This is a genomic window from Streptococcus sp. SS-4456 (assembly GCF_036680365.1).
GTDB lineage: Bacteria > Bacillota > Bacilli > Lactobacillales > Streptococcaceae > Streptococcus.
Genome location: NZ_JAVIHI010000026.1, coordinates 1 through 21,915, shown reverse-complemented (window position 1 = coordinate 21,915; position 21,915 = coordinate 1). Strand labels below are relative to the sequence as shown.

16 protein-coding genes are annotated in these 21,915 nt (G+C 43.2%); 2 read left to right on the top strand and 14 right to left on the bottom strand.

Going from position 1 to position 21,915, the window contains the following annotated elements; genetic code table 11:
* Positions 1-84 precede the first annotated feature (84 nt).
* The 4 genes from RFK25_RS07890 to RFK25_RS07875 form a co-directional block, all read right to left on the bottom strand.
* A complete protein-coding gene (locus tag RFK25_RS07890) occupies positions 85-714 on the bottom strand; it encodes an NAD(P)-dependent oxidoreductase (protein ID WP_332412810.1) in 630 nt (209 codons plus the stop codon).
* A 127-nt stretch (positions 715-841) separates the two neighbouring features.
* Complete coding sequence (locus RFK25_RS07885; protein ID WP_332412808.1) at positions 842-1,261, bottom strand: Rrf2 family transcriptional regulator; 420 nt, start codon at positions 1,259-1,261, stop codon at positions 842-844.
* Entirely contained in the window at positions 1,245-2,339 is a 1,095-nt protein-coding gene (dinB, locus tag RFK25_RS07880; RefSeq protein WP_332412806.1) for a DNA polymerase IV, read from the bottom strand. Before dinB ends, RFK25_RS07885 begins: the two co-directional genes overlap by 17 nt.
* A gap of 315 nt (positions 2,340-2,654) precedes the next feature.
* Entirely contained in the window at positions 2,655-9,020 is a 6,366-nt protein-coding gene (locus RFK25_RS07875) for an endo-alpha-N-acetylgalactosaminidase family protein (RefSeq protein ID WP_332412804.1), read from the bottom strand.
* Between the two features lie 273 nt (positions 9,021-9,293).
* On the opposite strand from RFK25_RS07875, the gene pflB reads away from it, so the two are divergent.
* Positions 9,294-11,639 carry a formate C-acetyltransferase gene (gene pflB / locus RFK25_RS07870; protein ID WP_332412802.1) on the top strand — a complete coding sequence of 782 codons (2,346 nt, stop codon included), beginning with the start codon at positions 9,294-9,296 and terminating at the stop codon, positions 11,637-11,639.
* A 371-nt stretch (positions 11,640-12,010) separates the two neighbouring features.
* Here the strand turns inward: pflB and RFK25_RS07865 are convergent, their stop codons facing one another.
* From RFK25_RS07865 to RFK25_RS07850, 4 genes are all read right to left on the bottom strand, one after another.
* The gene (locus RFK25_RS07865; protein WP_332412801.1) at positions 12,011-12,814 is read right to left on the bottom strand and encodes a COG3942 and LysM peptidoglycan-binding domain-containing protein; all 804 of its coding nucleotides are present in this window, start codon (positions 12,812-12,814) and stop codon (positions 12,011-12,013) included.
* A 94-nt stretch (positions 12,815-12,908) separates the two neighbouring features.
* Positions 12,909-13,448 carry a DUF1697 domain-containing protein gene (locus RFK25_RS07860; protein ID WP_332412800.1) on the bottom strand — a complete coding sequence of 180 codons (540 nt, stop codon included), beginning with the start codon at positions 13,446-13,448 and terminating at the stop codon, positions 12,909-12,911.
* On the bottom strand, positions 13,445-14,386 hold the full coding sequence (locus tag RFK25_RS07855) for a serine hydrolase domain-containing protein (protein ID WP_332412799.1): 942 nt from the start codon (positions 14,384-14,386) through the stop codon (positions 13,445-13,447). Before RFK25_RS07855 ends, RFK25_RS07860 begins: the two co-directional genes overlap by 4 nt.
* Positions 14,383-15,117 (bottom strand): CppA N-terminal domain-containing protein, encoded by a 735-nt coding sequence (locus RFK25_RS07850; RefSeq protein ID WP_332412798.1) that lies wholly within the window; start codon positions 15,115-15,117, stop codon positions 14,383-14,385. The genes RFK25_RS07855 and RFK25_RS07850 overlap by 4 nt, the downstream gene beginning before the upstream one ends.
* Before the next feature lie 180 nt (positions 15,118-15,297).
* Here RFK25_RS07850 and RFK25_RS07845 point away from each other — a divergent pair, with 180 nt between their 5' ends.
* Positions 15,298-17,568 carry a Xaa-Pro dipeptidyl-peptidase gene (locus RFK25_RS07845; RefSeq protein ID WP_332412796.1) on the top strand — a complete coding sequence of 757 codons (2,271 nt, stop codon included), beginning with the start codon at positions 15,298-15,300 and terminating at the stop codon, positions 17,566-17,568.
* Between the two features lie 41 nt (positions 17,569-17,609).
* On the opposite strand, the gene RFK25_RS07840 is transcribed toward RFK25_RS07845, so the two are convergent.
* The 6 genes from RFK25_RS07840 to RFK25_RS07815 all read right to left on the bottom strand — a co-directional run bounded on the left by RFK25_RS07840 (position 17,610) and on the right by RFK25_RS07815 (position 21,679).
* The gene (locus RFK25_RS07840; protein WP_332412794.1) at positions 17,610-18,779 is read right to left on the bottom strand and encodes an SIS domain-containing protein; all 1,170 of its coding nucleotides are present in this window, start codon (positions 18,777-18,779) and stop codon (positions 17,610-17,612) included.
* A gap of 124 nt (positions 18,780-18,903) precedes the next feature.
* Positions 18,904-19,098 (bottom strand): hypothetical protein, encoded by a 195-nt coding sequence (locus RFK25_RS07835; protein ID WP_172050506.1) that lies wholly within the window; start codon positions 19,096-19,098, stop codon positions 18,904-18,906.
* Positions 19,099-19,485: 387 nt separating this feature from the next.
* Positions 19,486-20,034: a DUF6036 family nucleotidyltransferase gene (locus RFK25_RS07830; RefSeq protein ID WP_332412793.1), complete on the bottom strand. Its 549-nt coding sequence runs from the start codon at positions 20,032-20,034 to the stop codon at positions 19,486-19,488.
* Positions 20,027-20,314 (bottom strand): hypothetical protein, encoded by a 288-nt coding sequence (locus RFK25_RS07825; RefSeq protein WP_024385310.1) that lies wholly within the window; start codon positions 20,312-20,314, stop codon positions 20,027-20,029. Before RFK25_RS07825 ends, RFK25_RS07830 begins: the two co-directional genes overlap by 8 nt.
* Positions 20,314-20,772, bottom strand: coding sequence for a hypothetical protein (locus RFK25_RS07820; RefSeq protein WP_024385309.1), 459 nt, complete (start codon positions 20,770-20,772; stop codon positions 20,314-20,316). The genes RFK25_RS07825 and RFK25_RS07820 overlap by 1 nt, the downstream gene beginning before the upstream one ends.
* Positions 20,762-21,679 carry an IS1595 family transposase gene (locus RFK25_RS07815; RefSeq protein WP_332412792.1) on the bottom strand — a complete coding sequence of 306 codons (918 nt, stop codon included), beginning with the start codon at positions 21,677-21,679 and terminating at the stop codon, positions 20,762-20,764. The genes RFK25_RS07820 and RFK25_RS07815 overlap by 11 nt, the downstream gene beginning before the upstream one ends.
* Between the last annotated feature and the right edge of the window lie 236 nt (positions 21,680-21,915).

The window sequence follows — 21,915 nt, the reverse complement described above, 5'->3', positions numbered from 1 at the left end:
TTATGTTTTTGTACATATTATTATACTATATAAACTGAAAATAAAAAAGATAATTCCACGAGGGGAACTACCTTTTCTTCTATTTTATGATGCAAATACCGAAATACGTTCTTGCTGGTAGCCACCTTTTTCGGCAATGTCTACTAAGACCACAGCATAGTCTACATAACTAATATAGCTTTCACCTTGGGCATTGACCTGGAAAACCTCGCCAGCAAGGGTGTAAGCACCTGCTTTTTGACCTTCTGCATCAAAATCAGCGGCCGGGCTGATATAGGTCCAGTTGACCGCTGTCGCCTGACGGTAGAGGGCAAGACCTGCGCCCATGGCCTCTGCGACTGGTAGGTAGTCCGCTGGGAAGTCTGGTGCATCCTTGAGCATAGTTGTTTGGCTCTGATCCAGGTAGAGGCTACCTGCACCACCGACAATCAAGAGGCGAGTGGATGTCCCTGCAAGCAAGTCTGTCAAGTGGCTAGCTAGACGGCTGTGATCTGGTAGCGTTTCCGGTGTCCAAGCACCAAAGACGTTGACAACCACATCAAAGCCCGCTAAGTCTTCCTTGGTAAGTGCAAAAGCATCTTTTTGAATGACTTCTTGGGCTGCACTCTTGTTTTCAGAGCGGACAATGGCCGTCACCAGATGACCACGTTCTACTGCTTCTTTGGCAATGACTTGACCTGCTTGACCGTTTGCTGCGATAATGGCGATTTTCATATTGTTTACCTCACTTGCTTTGTTGTAATATTTTTGTTTACAACAATTAGTTTATACCATGTTCGTTGTAATGTCAAATGTTACAACTTAAAAATTTAAAAAAATCATCACGAGGATGATTGAATATCTATAATTCTGCCAATAAATCAGCAATGGTTGTTTGTCCCAACTCTCTTTCCAGAGCTGACTGGGCATTTTCCAAACGGCTATCTAGCAGGGGATGGATATTGCGGCCAACCTGACAGGCTGGATTGGGTTGTTCATGAAAACCAAAAAGTTTCCCCTTTTCTCCAAATAACTCCACTGCCTGATAGACATGAAGGAGGGTAATCTTGTCTGGAGCTTGGGCCAAACGTGCACCACCTACACCACGCGCCACCTGAACCAAACCAGCCTCTTTCAACTGAGCCAGAATATTGCGGATGATGACAGGATTAACCCCTACACTGCCTGCAATGCTAGTACTGGTCTGTTTTTCCTTTTCTCCCTCCAAGGCTAGCAAGACCAAAATGTGACTGGCAATGGTAAATCTACTCGAAATTTGCAATTTTACTTTCTCCTTCCATAAAATTGGTAACGGTCACTCCTAACAAGCGAACACCTTTCTCAGCCCGTCCAACTTCTTCAAAAAGCTGACGGATTTCTTTCTCTATTACTTGAGCTTGATTGGTCGGTTCTTCCAAACTATGTCGCTTGGTCAGGGTTGAAAAATCCCCATAGCGGATTTTCAGGACAATGGTTCGCCCTTGTTTCTCATTTCGCTCTAAGCTGGCGGCCACCCGTTGACAGAGGCTGACTAGCTCTTTCAAGACATCTTCATCACGATAGAGGAGCTTGCGATAGGTCCTTTCCTTACCGATAGACTTGCGCACCCGATTGGTTTTCACGGGACTATTCGAAATGCCCCTAGCCTTCCGATACAAATCATAACCAAAGCGCCCAAAGCGATCGATCAAGACCATTTCTGGCACGTCTAGTAAATCCTTGCCTGTGTAAACTCCCATATCCTGTAGGCGTTCGACCGTTTTCTTTCCGACTCCGTGGAATTTTTCAACAGGCAGAGAAGCCAATACTTCAACCGCATCTTCAGGCAAAATCAGGGTCAGGCCATGCGGTTTTTCCATATCCGAGGCGATTTTGGCTAGAAATTTATTATAAGAAACCCCAGCAGAAGCGGTCAAATGTAGTTCATTCCAGATGTCGTATTGTATGAGTTTGGCAATTTTGACTGCCGAGCTTAATCCCAGCTTGTTTTCTGTCACATCTAGATAGGCCTCATCAATGGACATCGGTTCCACCAAGTCGGTATAGCGATGGAAAATTTCCCTGACCTGTCGCCCTACTTCCTGGTATTTTTCATAATTTCCAGAAATGAAGACGGCTTGCGGGCAGCGTTCATAAGCCTCCTTGGAGGACATGGCCGAATGAATGCCAAAGGCACGCGCCTCGTAGCTACAGGTAGATACCACTCCACGACCGCCAGACAGTCGCGGATCTGCCCCGATAACAACTGGCTTGCCTTTCAAAGCAGGATTGTCTCTGACCTCTATAGCAGCAAAAAAAGCATCCATGTCAACATGAATAATTTTTCGAGATAAATCATTGATTAGGGGAAAAATTAACATGGAAACTCCTTTCTGCTCCTTACTACTAGACATATTATAGCCTATCTAACAAATTTTTTCATAAAGCGAACATTGACGGGCAAGTAGTACTCAATGAAAATCAAAATCAGACTAGGCGACGCAGATGCAGATAGAGCACCACTACTTCGCATTTTTAGATATTAGAATTTTCAAATCTATAAACTTAGACGTGTCCTGTTTCTAATTCCATTTTACTATAAGTTTGCGAAAAGCTTCGATAAACAATACAAAAGAGGCAGGTCCGAGACCCACCTCTAATGTATTTGGAGAACAAGCTATGTTATTCTGAAATGGCTACTCAAATCGTCTTCTGCGAGCCGCCATAGCCATTAGACCTACCAAACCAGCTGCTAGGAGAAGACCTTGTTCAGTTGTTTCACCTGTTTGCGGTAAAGTAGCTGAAGTAGCTTTTGCTGGTTTTGGACTAGCAGTTTCTTTCGCCAAGCTTGCAGGATCAATACTATGAAGAGCGGCTGCTGTAGGTGCATAGTTAGGAACTAAGCCTCCATCGAAAGCAGGTAATGGTTCTGCTTTAACACTATCACCTTTTGCAATCACAAGCGGTGGCAATTCCCCTAACGGAAGAGGATCTACTTTGGTACTTTCTCCTTTAGCAGTGACGATATCCTCATCTTGTTTGACTGGAGCATCAACTGGCTTCTCACCTGTGCCTGGTTTAGGTGTCTCAGGTGCTGGTTGAGAAGTGTGGCTAGCTAGCCAGTCATTCAACATCTGAGTAGCATCGTCTACCAATTCTTGACTAGTTGACTCTAGGGTTGCTAAAGCATTTTCAAGTAATTCCGTTAGAACTGCTAAATCCTCCGCTGAATATGCAGCTTGGTCTAAAGCCTCTGCTTTGGCAATTGCTACCTCAAGATTTTCTGTATTAACAACTGTCTCTGTCGGCTTATCAACTGGTGTTTCTCCATTATCTGGTGTTGGAGTTTCTGTTGTATTCCCTGGATTTTCAGGCGTTTCGGTAGTAGTACCTGTCGTATTGCCTGGGTTTTCAGGTGTTTCAGTAGCATTCAAGAGAGCAACTGTAGCATCTAAGATATTTGCTGTCAAAAGATTTGCAGCTTCGACAGAAGCCATAAAGTCTTCCACTTCTTTGACAAGAGCTGTCTTACCTGCTGAACGTGCGGCCGCAAGGGCTGCTTCATAAGGTGCCTTATCAAGGGTGGCTTCTTCCTGAACAGGTGTCAAGAAACGGAATTCAGCAGCAGACATAAATTGATCTGCAGTATCACCGTATGAGGCAGTACCTGTAATCACAATCTTCTTAGCCTTAATTGTCTTACCGAAATCAATTGTCTTAGTAGCACTTGTTGCTGGCCAATCCGCACCAGTAAAGGTATGTTCCACGTTTTGATCATCAGTAATCACCAATGTCAATGCTTTCAAGATACCGTTGCGGCCTGATTGTCTTGGCACATATTCAAAGCGTTGAATGTCAACTGGTCTACGAAGGTTCACTGTCGCTGGCTCATTAATATGACGGCCATTCCATGGTGTGTGCCAGATAGTAGACGGATTGCCGTCAAAGGCTTTAGCTATTTCTTCACCTTCTTGAGCACTAGCCTGAGCCAAGCCAATATCTTCATTTGTGATTGCTGTTTTCTTCACTTGAAGATTTTGACGGGCTGTATTGGCAGTAGCAATCAAGGTACGAGCATCTTCGATACTAATATCCTCAGGAGCTGCAGACACTGCTAACAAAGCTTCTTTGTACGGTGCCAAACTTGCTTGAGTATAGTTTTCATTCAAGACTGGAGTATTCAAGTTATAGTAATCCGTTGTCAACAAGTGACCAGTCAAGGTAACTTCTTCAATCACCAGATTATCTAGCATAAAGTCATTGTAGCCTCGGAAGTTGGCATTTCCACCAGTATCTCCCTTAGTATCACCACCACGGCGAGTTGAGAAAATACCAACCCAAGTATTGCCAGACTCTGCACCTGTAACTAAGAAGCTTGCTTTCTTAGCCTTATCACTATCTTCCCATGAATTGTTCAATGGATTCAGCGTTAGGCTACCAGCATCATTGTTATAACGTCCTTCACCGATAGCAAAGGCATAAGTTCCATTGGAACCAGCTTCATAATCAAAGCTTACACGATAGGCCTTGCCAGCTTCAAAGCGGAAGTTTTGAGGAATAGTTTGGTAAACAATGCTATTGCGAGCTGTCAGACCATTTGTCTTGAGTGACCAAGTACCTTCAATGACATCGTCCACCTTCTTACCATTCCAGCCACGCTGAGTATATGGAGCATGTTTCTCTGCAAGGTGGGTACGGTTGTCCTCAACTCGTTCAATACCACCGATAACAAATGGGAAAATACCTTGCGGAACACTCTCAAAGTTTTGCTTGAAGGTACCAGCAGTTGTATTGTGACCACCTGCAAACATGGTTGAATCATTTTCAAAGACACGAATTTCATCAAAATAAGTTGCTGCCGCATCTGCATCACGAGATAGGGTCAAGTGTACATTATCCACATTGTCTCCAGTTGTGAAGAAGACATACATGTTTTGGAAGTAACTTGTATTATCAACCGTTGCGTTTTGTTGCAATGTATTATGAGCATAGGCTTTTACATAGTTCAGAGCAATAGACTCATTTGTATAGTTTGTAACTTCTGAACTGCCTGTATTGACCGTAATGCTAGCTTTTGCTGTACTGCGGTTGTCTACCCCTACATAAGCTGCATAGCTGGTATTTGGTTTCAGGCCAGTCAATTTTTGACTGAGACTAACTTTGGATGTATTGCCTTGGATACGGAGCATATCGTTGGCACCTTGGGATTTGACCAAAGTAGCCTTGCTAGTATCACCATCAATTGTCCAATGGTCTAGCTTACCTGAGTTAAAGCCTTGGTCATAGATATGCATGCCGTCACTCCAGGACATCTCTGGATTTGTCTGTGGTGATTTATAGAGGACATACGGCACATTTGCATCCGCTTGAATGGTAATTTGACCATTGGTTACTGCCAATTCTTGAACATCTGTCTTACCTAGCTCAGTAAGTTTGTAGAGATAAACCTTATTACCAGTCCAATCTGAAGGAAGGGTCCAAGTTGTGGCACCTGCTTCTTCGTTGAAGTAGTACATTTTGTGTTTGTCACTAGTCAGGTCATTACCATTCGCATCCCAGTTCCAAGGCACCAAGTAAGCTGCTCCATCTTGAATCGTACGACCATTCAAGGTTACTGTCCGTTGACGGTAGCCAGCATTGTTAACATCATTTGACTTACGGGTCAAGACCAAGGTATTGTCAGACTTGTCTTTCAAAGTGATTTCCATCTCTGGCGTCCAAGTATAGGTTTCACCGTTGTCCGTCATACGAACAGGGTCACCATTCTTCCAGTTGGTTACTTGGAAGTGTTGGATATACTTGGTCATCAGGTTGTTGGCAAACAAGTTGGTAATGTAGCCATTGTAGTCGCTACGTCCTTGCCAACCTTCGAAGTCTTTCATATCGTAGCCACCAAGCAATGGATAGTTGGCTGCGCCACCGTAAGCTGGGTAGTCACCAACCCATGAATCTTTTTGGTGGTTACGGATAAAGCGAGCGATGTTTGAGTTGATACCTTTCAGAGTAAAGCCACCGTAGGTCAAATCTGCTGCCCAGTGTTGGAAGGTCGAGTCATACTCACCTGCATAACCCCATTCAAAGGCATTTCTCCAACCCTGCATATTGATTTCTTTGGCAAGAACATGAGTTTCCCAAGCATTTTCGCCACCAGACTGACCATTACCCCACACATCGACATAGATAAAGTCTAATCCGTCACCCAGTTCTTTCTTCAAATCTTCCCAACGTTTCAAACGGTTGTGGGCCAAATCATAATGACCACTGATGTTGATACCTTGATCAATCCAGTTCCAACCATAGGCGTAGTCACCATTTGCCTGACGACGAAGAATCTCTTCAGAGAAGTATTGGGATTCTGGATAGGTTTCAGATGCATTGACGTGAATACCTAGTTTTGCACCATATGGTTGTGATTTTTCAATCAAGGTCTTGAAGTCTTCTGTGCCACCGATACGTTTACCAATATCTGCATAATTCAAGTGTCCAGAGTCATGACCTTCACTACCATAACCTTTCAAGAGGATACTTTGTCCCAAGCCATCTGTATGAAGGGCAATTTTCTTAATACCATCCAAGGTCATCAAGAATGGGTTTTGAGCCTGTGATCCAAAGTTCATAGCGATACGGTAAGCTACCAGTTCCGGTACATATTCATGCCCTTTTGGATTGTTCATGATGTCACGGTAAGCTATAGCCCCATCTTGCCAGTCTACCTTATTATCATTGTTTGCATCAGCTGCAAAAACTACTTTTGCACTTGGCAATTCGAGAGTATATTCTGGATAAACGACACCGTTGTGGGCTCCCTCCCATCTCCATGGAGAGGAAGCAATTCCTAGATGAACACCAGTTTCACCATCAACAGTATATCGGTGGCTATTTGTTGTCAAGCGTGTAAAGTCACTTGCACCACCACCATAGCTATTTTGTGAATTACTCCAAACTGCTGCCGCAAATTGATCTGTTGAAACAAAGCCATACATGTATCCTTGACGTTGGTAATTCACACCATCTTGCAATTGAATATGCTCATCACCTGTACGATGGGTGTGGGTCGACATGCGGCTTCCATCAAATTTTGCATCGGTTTGATGGCTAGCGACTGAAACCAAATTATTTTCATCAAAAGCAATGGTTTGGATCAACTTGGCAACATCATCAATCTCTGCTCCATAGGTCACTTGGTTGCGGTTATTAACTTCCAAAACATCAAAGTGAAGTTCTTTACCTTCTACCTTGATTTGAACCTTGATAGAAGCGTTGATTTTGTTAGCTTCATCCACAACATCCAAAACATAGTGAGCGGTCTTGTCGTCAACTTTGTTATAGGTAACGGTTGGCGTCACTTTCACATTGTTGATGCGTAGTGAATTGAGAGAATGGACTTGTCCAAATACCTTGTTCCCGTTGAAGGTATATTCTCTAACTCGTGGGAATGCCCGGTCAATCTTGGCAGTCAATTCACCTGAATTGAGTTCATCATAGGCAACTGCCGCATCATTGACAACAAAAGCTGTTGTAGGTGTTTCTTCTTTTTCATCTGCAGGGGTCACACCTGTTTGGTCATCTGCTTTTATATCAACCTTGGTTAATTGCTGACCAAATGTACCTAATTTCAAAGCAACTCGTTTTTCAGCTGACAAGGCTTCTTTCACAGCTGTTTCCAAGTTTAGTGTATCAAACAACTGTACATCATTGTTTGTAGCATTCAACTGCCCATCTGATTTGTAAGAAATCGATAGAGTATTTTTACTATCTTTTACAGGAGATGTAGTGACTGTCCGTTCACGTAGCCAGTTTCCTGTACCGTTAACCTTGTACTCCCAGAACCATCCTAAATTATCATATCCAACAAAGAGGAAGTTGTTAACATCTTTGTATTTGACAAAGACTCCAAAACGGCCTTGGTTGTTTTCAGAACGCTCTACAAACTCCAAGTTTAGATTGACATTGCCTTCTGGACTAGCTTCCAATCCAGCTTTTTCAAAGATGGCAATGCTATCTCCATTATTGTTTTGAGTCGTTGAAGAAAGTGCATTGTAACGAACTCCACCTTCTTCCTTAATGGCAACTGTTCCTTTGATAGCTGAAGTAGATCTCCAGTCTGGTTGGATTTCGGTTGGCGTAGGTGTATTCGTCTCTCCTGTACCAGTTGTGGCATTCGTTGTTGGCTGGCTAGCTGTTTCTGAAACTCCTTCTTGGTTTTTAGCAACGATATCCACCACTGTACGATCAGTATTACGACTAGTAACTTTTAATTTAGCTGATAAGGTATTCTTTAAATCATTCCAAGCTGCTTCGGGAATTTGCTGAGCCGCAAACAATTCCTGTGCCTCGGTCATGGAATCCGAAAGAATGGATGCCGAAATCTCACCAGTAGGTGTTAAATTGACACTTAAATCATAGAGAACATTTCTTTCAGGAGCCGGTACCCGTTGACCTTGGTACCAAGTACTTGCACTTGGAGACTTGTACTCCCAGAACCAACCATCTTTATCATAACCAACTAAAACATGCTTATTCTGATCAGTATGGTTAAGATAGATACCAAAGCGAGCCTGTGCTGGTTCAGAGCGTTCTACAAATGACAATGATACCTCCGCACTGCCATCTGCATTCATCTTCAAGTCCGGATTTTCAAATGTTCCGATATTTGTCGAATTGTCCTGACCCTCAACTGAGGACAAGCGGTTGTAACGAATTCCTTCTTCTTCTACGACCTCAACTGTACCAGCCGGTGTAGAAGTTGGCGTCCATTCCGCAGCGACTTCTTGAGATTCTGACTGGGCAAAATTCAATTCCGTCCGCGCAGCTTCTATATCCGTAGCAACTACCTCGTCTGTTTGGGAGCTATCTTGATCCACAACTCCTTCATTTGTATTGCTAACATCATTGTTTTCTATCGTCTCAACAGGAGTATCGGCAAGTGCTGTTCCCTCTGCTAATACTGTTCCACCTGAAAATAGAGAAATTCCTACGATAACTGACGCCGCACCTACTGTCAATTTTCTAATTGAATATCTATTCTTCTTAGAAAATAATTCCTTAGAGTAAGCTCTCATCGTCTGCCTCCTTTTATCTTTTGTTATTAATATACACATATATTCTACATGATAACGCTTTCTTTGTCAATATATCAATCCATTATATTTGACGGTTGTTATATATTTTAATATAATGATAATTCGAGAGACCGATGACTGGATTATTGGATTTATATTCCACTACTTGGAAAAAATTCCAATTTATTTTTCAGTGTTTTGTCTTGAAGAAAGTGCTTACATATGATATACTAAAATATGTGAAAAACAAAACTATCTCAAAGGAGAATCCTCATGTCAACAAAAGTGAAAACTAAAAATGTTGCTGAAGACATTTTCGCTCAAGCCTGGGAAGGCTTCAAAGGTGTAGATTGGCAAGAAAAAGCTAGTGTAACACGTTTCGTACAAGCTAACTACACTCCTTATGATGGAGATGAAAGTTTCCTTGCAGGACCAACTGAGCGTTCGCTTCACATCAAGAAAATCATCGAAGAAACAAAAGCTGGCTACGAAGACACACGCTTCCCAATGGACGTGGATCGTGCTACTTCCATTGCTGACATCCCAGCTGGTTTCATTGATAAAGACAACGAGCTGATTTTCGGTATCCAAAACGATGAGCTCTTCAAACTCAACTTCATGCCACGTGGTGGTATCCGTATGGCTGAAACAACCCTTATCGAAAACGGCTATACTCCAGACCCACTTCTTCATGAAATCTATACAAAACACGCTACAACTGTAAACGACGGTATCTTCCGTGCCTACACAGCTGATATCCGCCGTGCTCGCCACTCACACCACGTTTCTGGTCTTCCAGATGCTTATTCACGTGGTCGTATCATCGGTATGTACGCTCGTTTGGCCCTCTACGGAGCTGACTACTTGATGGAAGAAAAAGTCGCTGACTGGAATGCCATCACTGAAATCGACGAAGAGTCAATCCGTCTTCGCGAAGAAATCAACATGCAGTACCAAGCTCTTCAACAAGTTGTACGCTTGGGTGACTTGTATGGTGTTGATGTTCGTAAGCCTGCCATGAACACCAAGGAAGCTATCCAATGGACCAACATCGCCTTTATGGCAGTCTGCCGTGTTATCAACGGTGCGGCAACTTCTCTTGGTCGTGTGCCAATCGTTCTTGACATCTACGCTGAACGTGACTTGGCTCGCGGTACATTTACTGAATCAGAAATCCAAGAATTTGTTGATGACTTTGTATTGAAACTCCGTACAGTGAAATTCGCTCGTACAAAAGCCTTCGACGAAATCTACTCTGGTGACCCAACATTCTTGACAACATCTATGGCAGGTATGGGTAACGATGGTCGTCACCGTGTAACCAAGATGGACTACCGTTTCTTGAACACACTTGACAACATCGGTAACTCTCCAGAGCCAAACTTGACAGTTCTTTGGTCTGACCAGCTTCCATACGCTTTCCGTCGCTACTGTATGGCAATGAGCCACAAGCACTCTTCTATCCAATACGAAGGTGTAACAACAATGGCTAAAGACGGTTATGGTGAAATGAGCTGTATCTCTTGCTGTGTGTCACCACTCGACCCAGAAAGCGAAGACAAACGCCACAACATCCAGTACTTCGGTGCGCGTGTAAACGTCTTGAAAGCTCTTCTTTCAAGCTGGAACAACGGTTATGATGATGTCCACAAAGACTACAAAGTATTTGACGGCGTTGAACCAAACACTTCTGAAATCTTTGACTACGACCAAGTTATCGCAAACTTTGAGAAAGCCCTTGACTGGTTGACAGATACTTATGTTGATGCCATGAATATTATCCACTTCATGACAGACAAGTACAACTACGAAGCAGTTCAAATGGCCTTCTTGCCAACTCACCTTCGTGCAAACATGGGCTTCGGTATCTGTGGTTTCGCAAATACTGTTGACTCCTTGTCAGCTATCAAGTACGCACAGGTTAAACCAATCCGTGACGAAGATGGCTTCATCTACGACTACGAAGTAACTGGTGACTTCCCACGCTATGGTGAAGATGATGACCGTGTAGATGATATCGCGAAATGGCTCATGGAAGCATTCTATTCTCGTCTTGCTAACAAGAAACTTTACAAGAATGCAGAAGCTGCGGTATCTATCTTGACCATCACTTCAAACGTTGCCTACTCTAAACAAACTGGTAACTCACCTGTTCACCGTGGTGTATTCCTCAATGAAGATGGCTCTGTTAACACTTCTAAAGTGGAATTCTTCCCACCAGGTGCTAACCCAACTTCTAAATCTCGTGGTGGTTGGTTGCAAAACTTGAACACCCTTTCTAAGCTCAACTTCAACCATGCCAACGACGGTATCTCATTGACAACTCAAGTTTCTCCAAAAGCACTTGGTAAGACCTTCGATGAGCAAGTAAACAACTTGGTGACAATCCTTGATGGCTACTTCGAACAAGGTGGTCAACACGTTAACTTGAACGTTATGGACTTGAACGACGTTTACGAGAAAATCATGGCGGGTGAAGATGTTATCGTTCGTATCTCAGGATACTGCGTAAACACTAAATACCTCACTAAAGAACAAAAAACTGAATTGACACAACGTGTCTTCCACGAAGTTCTTTCAATGGATGACCACGCTGCTGAAGTTTCAGGTCAAGCTTAATCAAACAAAGACAAAAGGACTTGCACATGCAGGTCCTTTTTGGGAGTGGGAAAGAACTCGACCAAACAAAAAGAGTTCGTCTTCCCACCCCCGCATAGTTGATTAGGTCAGATTTGGAGTGTGAAACACGAACAAATCTGCCAATCAACCACTGCGCTGAGATGTTAAGACCAACTCTAAGAAGTAGCCCCAAGCTTAAACCCAACTTCTTTTGCTATTTCCCCGCTTTTTGCGGTAGGATAGGGGAGAGAACGGAAGGATGTATAGAGGGTTTTCGGAAGGATAGCCCCAACGGACATGGTTTCCCCACCTCTCTATCCTCTACCCAAAATCCCCTCCCGAAATCGAATTCGAGAGGGGGAATTCATTTCTTAGTTATTGTAAATATAAGTAATCTCTCCAGCTGTATCCGTTGGATAGAACCAGCCACGGAAATTATCCACCCACTGTTGTCCACGGTAGTTGGCTTCAAGAACTTGGATTTGCCCTTCTTCATTAACAGCTGTCACATAGGCAACGTGCCCTAGAGCACCGTCATTCCAGGAAATAATAGCACCGACTTCTGGCACTGTTCCTGTACGGAAACCATCACGCGCCGCATTGGCTCCCCAAGTAGCCGCGTCGCCCCACCAGTCGCCTGCCCACGGAGCAACTTTTTGTACACCCCATGTACATTGACCAACAGGATAGTTAATCCCCGGCTCATATTCATAACCAGGTAGATAGTAGCTATCGCTACTTGTATCGACAGCCTGACCCCATATTGTTTCTGTCAACTTCAAAATTTGACCAGGATGCAAAGTCGTTTCAAGGGTCAATTGATTTTGCGCTAATAAGTCGTAGACGTCCAATGAAAAAGCATCTGCAATACCATAAAGAGAATCCCCCTCTTGAACAACATAGTCAGACTGACCTGCACCAGCTTCTACAACTTCTTCTTCGACATAGGCTTGACCTGGCACTTCTAAAACTTGTCCTGGTGTGATTAGGCCTAGAATGTCCAATCCATTGGTTTCTGCTAGTTGATAAGGATCCACACCATACTGGTCTGCGATTGAGTAAACGGAATCACCTTCTACCACAATATGACTGTCTGCTTGAACACTATAGACACCCATAACAGTAGTCACAAAACCTGCCAACAACAAGGCCGACTGACAAATATACTTTTTCATTTTACACCTCCTAAATATACTTTTATTTTATCAGGATTTTCTTAAAATGACTATGTCAAAACTATTACAAATCTGAGACTATCTCATTTCTTATTCAAGGTTTCAAATAATTTGAGAGAGCAGAAAATGTATTGCCATTTCGAATAGTGACCTGCTTGTAAAAAGGGGACTTTGCCAACTGCTTGTGATAGGCTGTTTGCAGATAACTACTTTCAGAGTATTTACCCCAATAAATAGCTCGATCAGAGATATGTAAAACTTCGTCACCCAACTTCAATGAATCAACATAGCTCATTAACCCCACTTTATCCATTCCTTCTGTATAGAACAAGATATCCTTCCGAGCCATATCATCCTCCCACCAAGTAGGGAGCTGTCCGACTTCTGTCGCATAATCCTCAGCACTCAAAAGAGAGAAGGCTTCAACAAAGGGATAGTGACTGGCAAAGAAATCAAAAAAGTCTGCCACAATCTCCCTTTGCTCCTTTTCCGTATCAAAGAAGAGATTGCCGCTGTTGATGTAGGTTTCAACATTGTCATAGCCCAAATCTGCCACGGCTTGACGCAATTCAGCCATCACAACCTTATTACGACCGCCAACATTGATCCCTCTCAGCAATAGCACATATCTCATTGTCCCTCTCCCTCCAAGACCTGACGAATCAGAGCCATAAGCTGGTTTCGATCCAGCTTCCACTGGGCACGAACATCCTTATCAAAGGTTCGGTTGGAGAGGAAAATAGCTGCCTTTTGCAAGGGACGATTGTACATGATAAAGGTCCCCGTATAGCCCGTATGAGACAACCAATCTCCTTTTTTATCCCAGGCCAGCGACCGCTTGCGCTTGTCATCAAAGCCGTAGTCCTGGGTCAAATTCGCCGCAAAGTCCTCGGTCAGATAGTGCTCCAAAAAGATTTCCAAATCCATAACCGTCGAAAAAAGCCCAGCACTACCAGCATGGATCCCCAAGACACGCGCCTTAGGATCATGCACTACACCTGCCTCGACACCACGCACCGTCGGCACCGCCTGACTAACTGGTCCAAAAGAAGTTTGGGACATGCCAAAGGGCTCTAGAACACCTCGACTAATCAGCTGGTCCAGACTAGCTCCACTCAGTTCTTCCAACAAAAAGCCCAGCAGGAGAAAATTGATATCTGTATAGAGAAAATCTTTTTTATCCGTCACCTTAATCTTCAAAATAGCTTCTTTTAATTGGGCCGCATCCAGACTATCCCGATTGGGAATAAAGGGATCAATGCCGCTAGTGTGGGTCAATAATTGCCGGATGGTCACTTGACTATTCTCAAAAGCAGGATAGTAAGACTGCAAGGTCCTATCTAGCTCCAAAGCTCCGCTATTGACCAAAAAAGTCGCAAGAGTGCCTACACCAACCACCTTGGAAACAGAAGCCAAGTCATAGGTCAAACCCGCCTCAACTGGCGTCTGACCATCCTGGGTACCCAGATAATACTCCTGCCACTGACCCTTAGAAAAAAGAGCCAGACTGGCACCAGGATAGACTCCTTGCCCAATCTGCTCTGAAATCTTGTCTAAAATCGCTTGTCTCATTTTTCAAACCACAATTCAATACCACTCGGATCAACCGTTTGGATAAAGGTTTCTTTTTTGTCTTTAAAGAAAGGACCTTCCAACTGGCTTTCCAAGTTTGCCCAGTCAAAATCCTGCTCGACTGGAAAACGCAAACTGTCCAAGTCCCAAACCTGATCCGCAGGGGTTACTAAATCTTCACCTTCCGCCCCAACAAAATGCAAAAAGTCTTGTTCAGGTAGGATTGCCTCATAGAAATCTTGACTGACGCTGGCTTGTGGACTATTAATCCAGACAGATTCCACTGCAAAAGCAGTCAAACCTGAAAAATCAGCTTGACCAGTAAAGTGAACTGGGGGAAGAATAGCCGTCAAATCCTCGATAGACTGTTCTGCATGGAGCAAGAAAGTATCTCCCTCTGGAGAGATGGCCTCAAAACCAAAACCAGATTTCCCTTTATAGAGCTTGGTAAATACTGTGCCTCGAGCTAACAAGGCTTCAATGTCACTAGCCTGCTCTACCTTAACCACGATTTTATTTAATTTTTTTAGTCCCTTGACAGCCCGAGTGCGATTGCCCGGCGACTCCATCAAAACTAATTTTGTTGCAGAACTGGTTCTATCGCCAAAATCAGCAAAAGGACCGTCTTCTAATTGTACTTTCATTCCTAGTTGATCTTCTAGGAAGGCTTGATTGATACCACGATTGTTGACACGCAATACAGGCACAATCACATCATTTTTTCTCAACACGATAGCTATTCTCTCCTCAATAAATACTAGAATATTGTATAAAAAAAATCACTATTTTACAACTAATTATACTGTCATTTTCTACATAGATATACTGATGTTCTAACAAATCTTAGACAAAGCCCCTCTTATCAGCTATAATAATGGATATAGACTACTAGCAGAAAAAGAGGAAAAGCTATGCGTTTTAATCAGTTTTCTTTTATAAAAAATGACGTGACAGGCTCTCTAGAAGAGCTAAACAAACTTGGTTTTGCATTACTCAACGACCACAGTCAGACAAAAAATCTGGAAATCTTTGTCAGAAAGTGTCATTTTTTATCAGCCAACACTGACTTTGCCCTGTCAAACATGATTGCAGATTGGGAGACAGATCTTCTGACCTTCTTCCAGTCTGACCGTGAGCTGACTGACCAGATTTTTTATCAAGTGGCCTTTCAGTTGCTGGGCTTTGTGCCTGGTGTGGATTATACAGATGTCGTGGACTTCGTGGAGAAAAGCAACTTCCCTGTCATCTATGGAGATATGATTGACAACCTCTACCAACTGCTCAATACTCGTACCAAGTCTGGAAACACCTTGATTGACCAGCTAGTTAGTGACGACCTAATCCCAGAGGACAATCATTACCACTTCTTCAACGGCAAATCGCTAGCGACCTTTTCAACCAAAAACCTCATTCGTGAGGTGGTCTATGTCGAAACGCCTGTCGATACGGCTGGGACTGGCCAGACTGATATTGTCAAAGTGTCCATTCTCCGTCCTCACTTTGACGGGAAAATCCCTGCGGTGATTACCAACAGTCCTTATCATCAAGGAGTTAACGATGTAGCCAGCGACAAGGCCCTGCACAAGATGGAAGGGGAGTTGGCGGAAAAACCAGCTGGCACCATTCAAGTCAAGCAGACCAGCATCACCAAGCTAGACTTGGACCAGCGGGACCTGCCTGTCAGCCCTGCCACTGAAAAACTGGGCCACATCACTTCTTACTCCCTCAATGACTACTTCCTCGCTCGTGGCTTTGCCAGCCTCCATGTGTCTGGTGTCGGTACGTTAGGCTCGACGGGCTATATGACATCTGGCGACTACCAACAGGTGGAGGGCTATAAAGCGGTGATTGACTGGCTGAACGGTCGCACCAAGGCCTACACAGACCACACTCGCTCGATTGAGGTCAAGGCTGATTGGGTCAATGGTAAGGTAGCGACGACGGGACTGTCTTACCTCGGTACCATGTCCAATGCCTTGGCAACAACTGGCGTGGACGGATTGGAAGTCATCATCGCAGAAGCGGGAATTTCCTCTTGGTATGACTACTACCGTGAAAACGGTCTGGTGACCAGCCCTGGTGGCTATCCAGGCGAAGATTTGGACAGCTTGACAGCCCTGACCTACTCGAAAAGCCTGCAAGCGGGGGACTTCCTCCGCAGTAAAGAAACTTACGAAAAAGGACTGGCTGCCGAGCGTACTGCGCTGGACCGTACCAGCGGCGACTACAACCAATACTGGCATGACCGCAACTATCTGCTCCAGGCTGACAAGGTCAAGTGTGAAGTCGTCTTTACCCACGGCTCACAGGACTGGAATGTCAAGCCAATCCATGTCTGGAATATGTTCCACACCCTGCCAAGTCACATCAAAAAGCACCTCTTCTTCCACAACGGTGCCCACGTTTATATGAACAACTGGCAATCCATCGACTTCCGTGAGTCCATGAATGCCCTGCTCAGCCAGAAATTACTGGGCTACGAGAACAACTACCAGCTACCGACTGTCATCTGGCAGGACAACAGCGGTGAGCAAACCTGGACGACCTTGGACACCTTTGGCGGTGGACAAGAGGCTGTCTTACCACTGGGAACTGGAAACCAGACCATTTCCAATCAGTATCCCCAAGAAGATTTTGACCGCTACGGCAAATCCTATCCTGCCTTTCACCAAGACCTCTATACAGGCAAGGCCAATCAAATCAGCATCGAACTACCTATGACGGAGGATCTCCTGATCAATGGACAGGTCACTCTGAAACTTCGTGTAGCTTCTAGCGTGGCAAAAGGCCTCTTATCTGCTCAGCTATTGGACAAGGGAAGCAAAAAACGCCTAGCCCCAATCCCTGCGCCTAAAGCAAGATTGAGTCTAGACAACGGTCGCTACCATGCCCAAGAAAATCTGGTGGAGTTGCCTTATGTGGAGATGCCGCAACGCTTGGTGACCAAGGGCTTTATGAACCTGCAAAATCGTACTGACTTGATGAAAATTGAGGAAGTGGTGCCAGACCAGTGGATGGACCTGAGCTGGAAGCTGCAACCAACCATTTATCAGTTGAAAAAAGGCGATGTGCTAGAACTCATTCTCTACACTACTGACTTTGAATGCACTGTTCGGGATAATAGTGACTGGACTATTTCGATTGATTTGGACCATTCAACCATCCATCTCCCAAGACCATAAGACAAGAAAACGAGCTGCTCTCGCAACTCGTTTTTAACTGCCTATTTTTCCAATGGATGAATAATCACACCCTGCACCACACGGTTAACGGTACCTGTTGGCGATGGTGTATCTGGTAAGTTCTTACACTTGATGGCTGCCATGATAGATACTGTCTGTGCAAAGATGATGTAAGGGAAGGTCAAGAAGACATCTGGTAGGTCTGCTCCGCCTTCTGCCAAGACAAAGTTAGCTGCCTCTGTACCTGCTAGCTTGTCAGCTGACAAGGCTACAATCCGCTCTGCTATGCCATCACCATGGACCTCATTGAGCAAGTCCACATCGTACTGGCGTGTGTAAGCATCGTTTGAGGCAAGAAGGAAAATCAAAGTCTTGTCGTTAATGAAGGATTTTGGTCCATGACGGAAACCGAGTGGTGACTCATACATGGTCGCAATCTTACCTGCTGTCAGCTCCAAAATCTTGAGCTGCGCTTCGTGGGCTACCCCATAGAAGCCACCCGAACCAAGGTAAATCACTCGTTCAAAGTCTAAATCAACAAGCTCTTGTACATAATCCTCACGGTCCAAGACATCTTGACCCAGACGAGCAATGGTATCGACCCAAGCGGCTTTTTCTTCTTGGCTAGCTGGTGAGAAGACAAGCAGAGCAGTCAGGGACATACAGCTGTATGAGCCTGTCATGGCAAATCCCTTATCGTTTGAGCCAGCAGGTTGCAAGAGCAAGAGATTGTCCGCATCCCCTTCGGCTGCCAGAGCCAGCTTGCCTTCTGGCGCACAGGTAATGGTCACTTGGTAAAGCTGGTCTACCAATTGCTTGGCAACTTCTACTGCTGCCACACTTTCTGGTGAATTCCCTGAACGGGCAAAGGATACCAAAATAGTTGGCACATCTGCCTGTAAATAGTCATGTGGACGACCAACCAATTCTACTGTACCAATAGCAGAAAAACGGATGTGCTTCAAATCATTGACTTGATTGAGATAGTTGGCAATGCTTTGACCAACAAAGTCCGAAGTCCCAGCACCCGTAAAAATAACATGAACAAAATCATGCTTATCCTTGATAGCCTTCAAGAAACCCTCAATCTTCTCAAGCTGGTCAAGATAGAGTTGATGAGCCTCTTTCCACAAGCCTGGCTGTTGGTAAATCTCAGTCGCTGTGATATGGGCCCCCAATTTTTCTAATTCTTCTTTTGCTAAACGGAACATAGCTCCTCCTTGTTTTTCTGGTTATAACCAGTTTTTCTTTTATTATACAAGAAAGTGCTTACAAAGTCAAATTAAAATAGATTGATATATGTAATCAAAAACTAGCCTTACAACCCACTCACTATCAATCTCGTAAATGTATCCCATTTTCCGCCAATATTCTTTTTAGTTCCTCATCACCTTCCGGAGCTAGGTCGGCAATCTTTTGAAAACGTTCCTTCGGGGCATGTATCAACAATAATCGATGCACTCCTCCCTCTGGCCTGCGTGCGTATTCTGCAATCTTACTATAAATTTTATCTACTGTATCATAAATCATACTTTTTTCCTTTTTTGATAAATATATACTCACAACACTAACTTTCAATAAAGTATATTCCTCTGGAAAATCTTCGTCATTGGCATAATCTTTTATTGGGCCATAAAAGTCAAGAAACCATTCACCATCTTCTTCGTGATATATTTATTTCATGGAACTATGTGTTACCTCACCTGACTGAATACTGTAGCTCGTTTCGATAGCAGCTTCTAAATAACCATCAAAGTATGGCAACTCATCTTCGAAATAAGTAAATGACAAACTAAAGGAATATTCTTTTAAAGAAAGAAAAAATTTTTGGGAACTATATACCAGTTTACACCAACCACAAGATATAGTATTTGCGTGAATATCAAAAAAAGACGACTTCCAAACGGAAATCGTCTTTTAATAATGTCTAAATTCTTCAGAATGTTCGCTCATATATTCTGCCAACCACTCCATACCATAGGCACTTTCAAAGACTTCCAATATCAGTGAAATGTCTGGTTGAAAACCGTATTCTTTGAGCTTGTGAATAACATCTTTTATGGAACGGATTTTAACCAGCTTAATAATGTCCCCAGCATCCTGCCTGTCTCTATCTCGTCCGCTTTCTAGTTTCATTCCGAGAATGTAAGAAAGTGGAGGAACAAGGACAGTCAGGTTTGAATAGCTATATGCCTTCTCACAGATAGAGCGTGGCGGTATTCTATTCATATTGGCAACGTTATTGTTTAACCACAGTTCTTCAGGCTCGTTCACTCCGAAATCATTACCAACTTTCTCAATAATGCTTCTGATTTTAGCATCTTCTTGATAAAAGGCATCGACATCCTGTGTTCCTCGGAGATTATAATACTCTAGGACAAAACCACCAACACAAATGATTTCAAGATCTATATTTTCCTTGGATAATTCTGTGTTGAGAGCTTCAAATAAAACTTTCTTATCCATAATTCCCCTCTCTAAACAGCTTCAGAATATCTTTTGGTTGGCTCTTACGATTGGCTTGTAAGACGTGTTCCCTTGTATGTGTACCGTCTGTTAAGGCATCTTGAAGGGTTGTCTTTTGAAAAGGTGTCAGGGTAGGATTTTTTAACAACTGTTTAACATCATCGGTGGTTAACTTTGTACCATCATCTTGAATAACCTTATAGAGATAGCGAAACCATAAATCACCATCACTTCCAGCGTGTTCGCTGGCTCTTACCATGTAATCATACCAAGTTGTCATTACTGTTCCCCCTTATTTTCTCTAGGGTTATAGTGCATGGCTATCCAAAGTTTCTTATCAAAATCAGATAGTTCTTTTTTCTTTGGATAAACGCAGTCATTCAAATCAGGGAATTTGAGACGATACTTTTTCTCAAAAAAGTTTTGAAACTCCTCTTTATTCTCTGCGACATCAATCAAGGCTTCCAGCTCTGCCATGTGTTTAGCGATTGCTTTTCTATCTACTTTTTTGAGGCTTTCTTTCAACGCATCGTAAACACAAGTCTTTGTTAGTTGAGCGTAAAAAGAACGATGGTTAGTAACAAAATCAAAACTGTACTTCTTGTTCCAGAATTTCGTATACTTGTCATAAAATTTATCAGAAAGACTAACCTGATACCCAATTAGTTTACTATCAACTTTTCGAGAAATAGACCTTTCCAATTCAAAATGTAAATCATTTAGTGTATTAGTAGCCATAAATCAGCTCCCTATATTTAGTACGGACACAGGCATTTGAAAGTAAGAGATTAAAACGCTGACTATCCGAATAATCACGAGTATTATAACGGAAAACAAATTCATCTACATAGTCTTGAAGATATTTCTTAGACCATGAATGATAAATTCCTAAAACGCCACGTTTCAATCCAGCCCAAAAGCCTTCAATCGTGTTAGTATAAACATCACCTTGTACATATTCACGAGCACCGTGATTTACAAAGTTATGTTGATACATCTTAGCCACTTTATTATAACCCAGCCATTCGTCTGTGTAAAGTTGAGCAGTCTCTTTGACATATTTGACGATTTGCTCGGTCAATGTTTTTGTCTTTGTATCTGGCACATGATGAGCATTGACTTTTCCTTTGCGTTGTACCATGCCTACTACAGCAGATTTATCCTTCAAAGAACGCCCTTGTGCGTTTTTGACTTTCTTAGAATTATGGCGGTTCTTGTTTCTACCGCCAATATAGGTTTCATCAACTTCTACAACATCATCAAGACTATTGCCGTTTTCAGTACCAAAGCATTTGCGAATACGTTCCAGCATAAACCAAGCTGTCTTTTGCGTAACACCTATGTCTTTTGATAGTTGCACAGACGAAATGCCTTTTTTATGGGAAGTTACAAGCCAAATTGCCATGAACCATTTACGCAGTTCAATCTTAGTATTATCAAAAAGAGTGCCAGTTTTGACATTGAAGTATTTTCCTGTATTCTTGCAACGGTATTTATTTCCCTTGCATGTGTAGACTTTTGAAGTAGCATCAAAAGGGCTGACAATCACATCGCCCCAAATCATATTTTCTAAATGGTCTATACATGACTGTTCGTCAGGAAAAGCAGATTGTAAATCGAATAATGACTTAAATTCAAACTTCATAACTGGTACTCCTCACTTCTTGATTATATTATACCGAAACAAGGAGTGAGTGTCAACAAAAATGTAAACTTCTACTATGCAAAATACAAAAAATTTGATATAATAGAGCTATCAAAAAGTAAAGGAAATGATTGGTATGAATGCACTCACAGCTCACAGCTCACAGCTCACAGCTCACAGCTCACAGCTCACAGCTCACAGCTCACAGCTCACAGCTCACAGCTCACAGCTCACAG

Coding starts and splice junctions, on each gene's coding strand:
- RFK25_RS07835 (WP_172050506.1), bottom strand. CDS start 19,098: ATGATTTATGATACAGTAGATAAAATTTATAGTAAGATTGCAGAATAC.
- RFK25_RS07890 (WP_332412810.1), bottom strand. CDS start 714: ATGAAAATCGCCATTATCGCAGCAAACGGTCAAGCAGGTCAAGTCATT.
- RFK25_RS07855 (WP_332412799.1), bottom strand. CDS start 14,386: ATGAGACAAGCGATTTTAGACAAGATTTCAGAGCAGATTGGGCAAGGA.
- RFK25_RS07840 (WP_332412794.1), bottom strand. CDS start 18,779: ATGTTCCGTTTAGCAAAAGAAGAATTAGAAAAATTGGGGGCCCATATC.
- RFK25_RS07820 (WP_024385309.1), bottom strand. CDS start 20,772: ATGGCTACTAATACACTAAATGATTTACATTTTGAATTGGAAAGGTCT.
- RFK25_RS07860 (WP_332412800.1), bottom strand. CDS start 13,448: ATGAGATATGTGCTATTGCTGAGAGGGATCAATGTTGGCGGTCGTAAT.
- dinB (WP_332412806.1), bottom strand. CDS start 2,339: ATGTTAATTTTTCCCCTAATCAATGATTTATCTCGAAAAATTATTCAT.
- RFK25_RS07815 (WP_332412792.1), bottom strand. CDS start 21,679: ATGAAGTTTGAATTTAAGTCATTATTCGATTTACAATCTGCTTTTCCT.
- pflB (WP_332412802.1), top strand. CDS start 9,294: ATGTCAACAAAAGTGAAAACTAAAAATGTTGCTGAAGACATTTTCGCT.
- RFK25_RS07845 (WP_332412796.1), top strand. CDS start 15,298: ATGCGTTTTAATCAGTTTTCTTTTATAAAAAATGACGTGACAGGCTCT.
- RFK25_RS07875 (WP_332412804.1), bottom strand. CDS start 9,020: ATGAGAGCTTACTCTAAGGAATTATTTTCTAAGAAGAATAGATATTCA.
- RFK25_RS07825 (WP_024385310.1), bottom strand. CDS start 20,314: ATGACAACTTGGTATGATTACATGGTAAGAGCCAGCGAACACGCTGGA.
- RFK25_RS07865 (WP_332412801.1), bottom strand. CDS start 12,814: ATGAAAAAGTATATTTGTCAGTCGGCCTTGTTGTTGGCAGGTTTTGTG.
- RFK25_RS07830 (WP_332412793.1), bottom strand. CDS start 20,034: ATGGATAAGAAAGTTTTATTTGAAGCTCTCAACACAGAATTATCCAAG.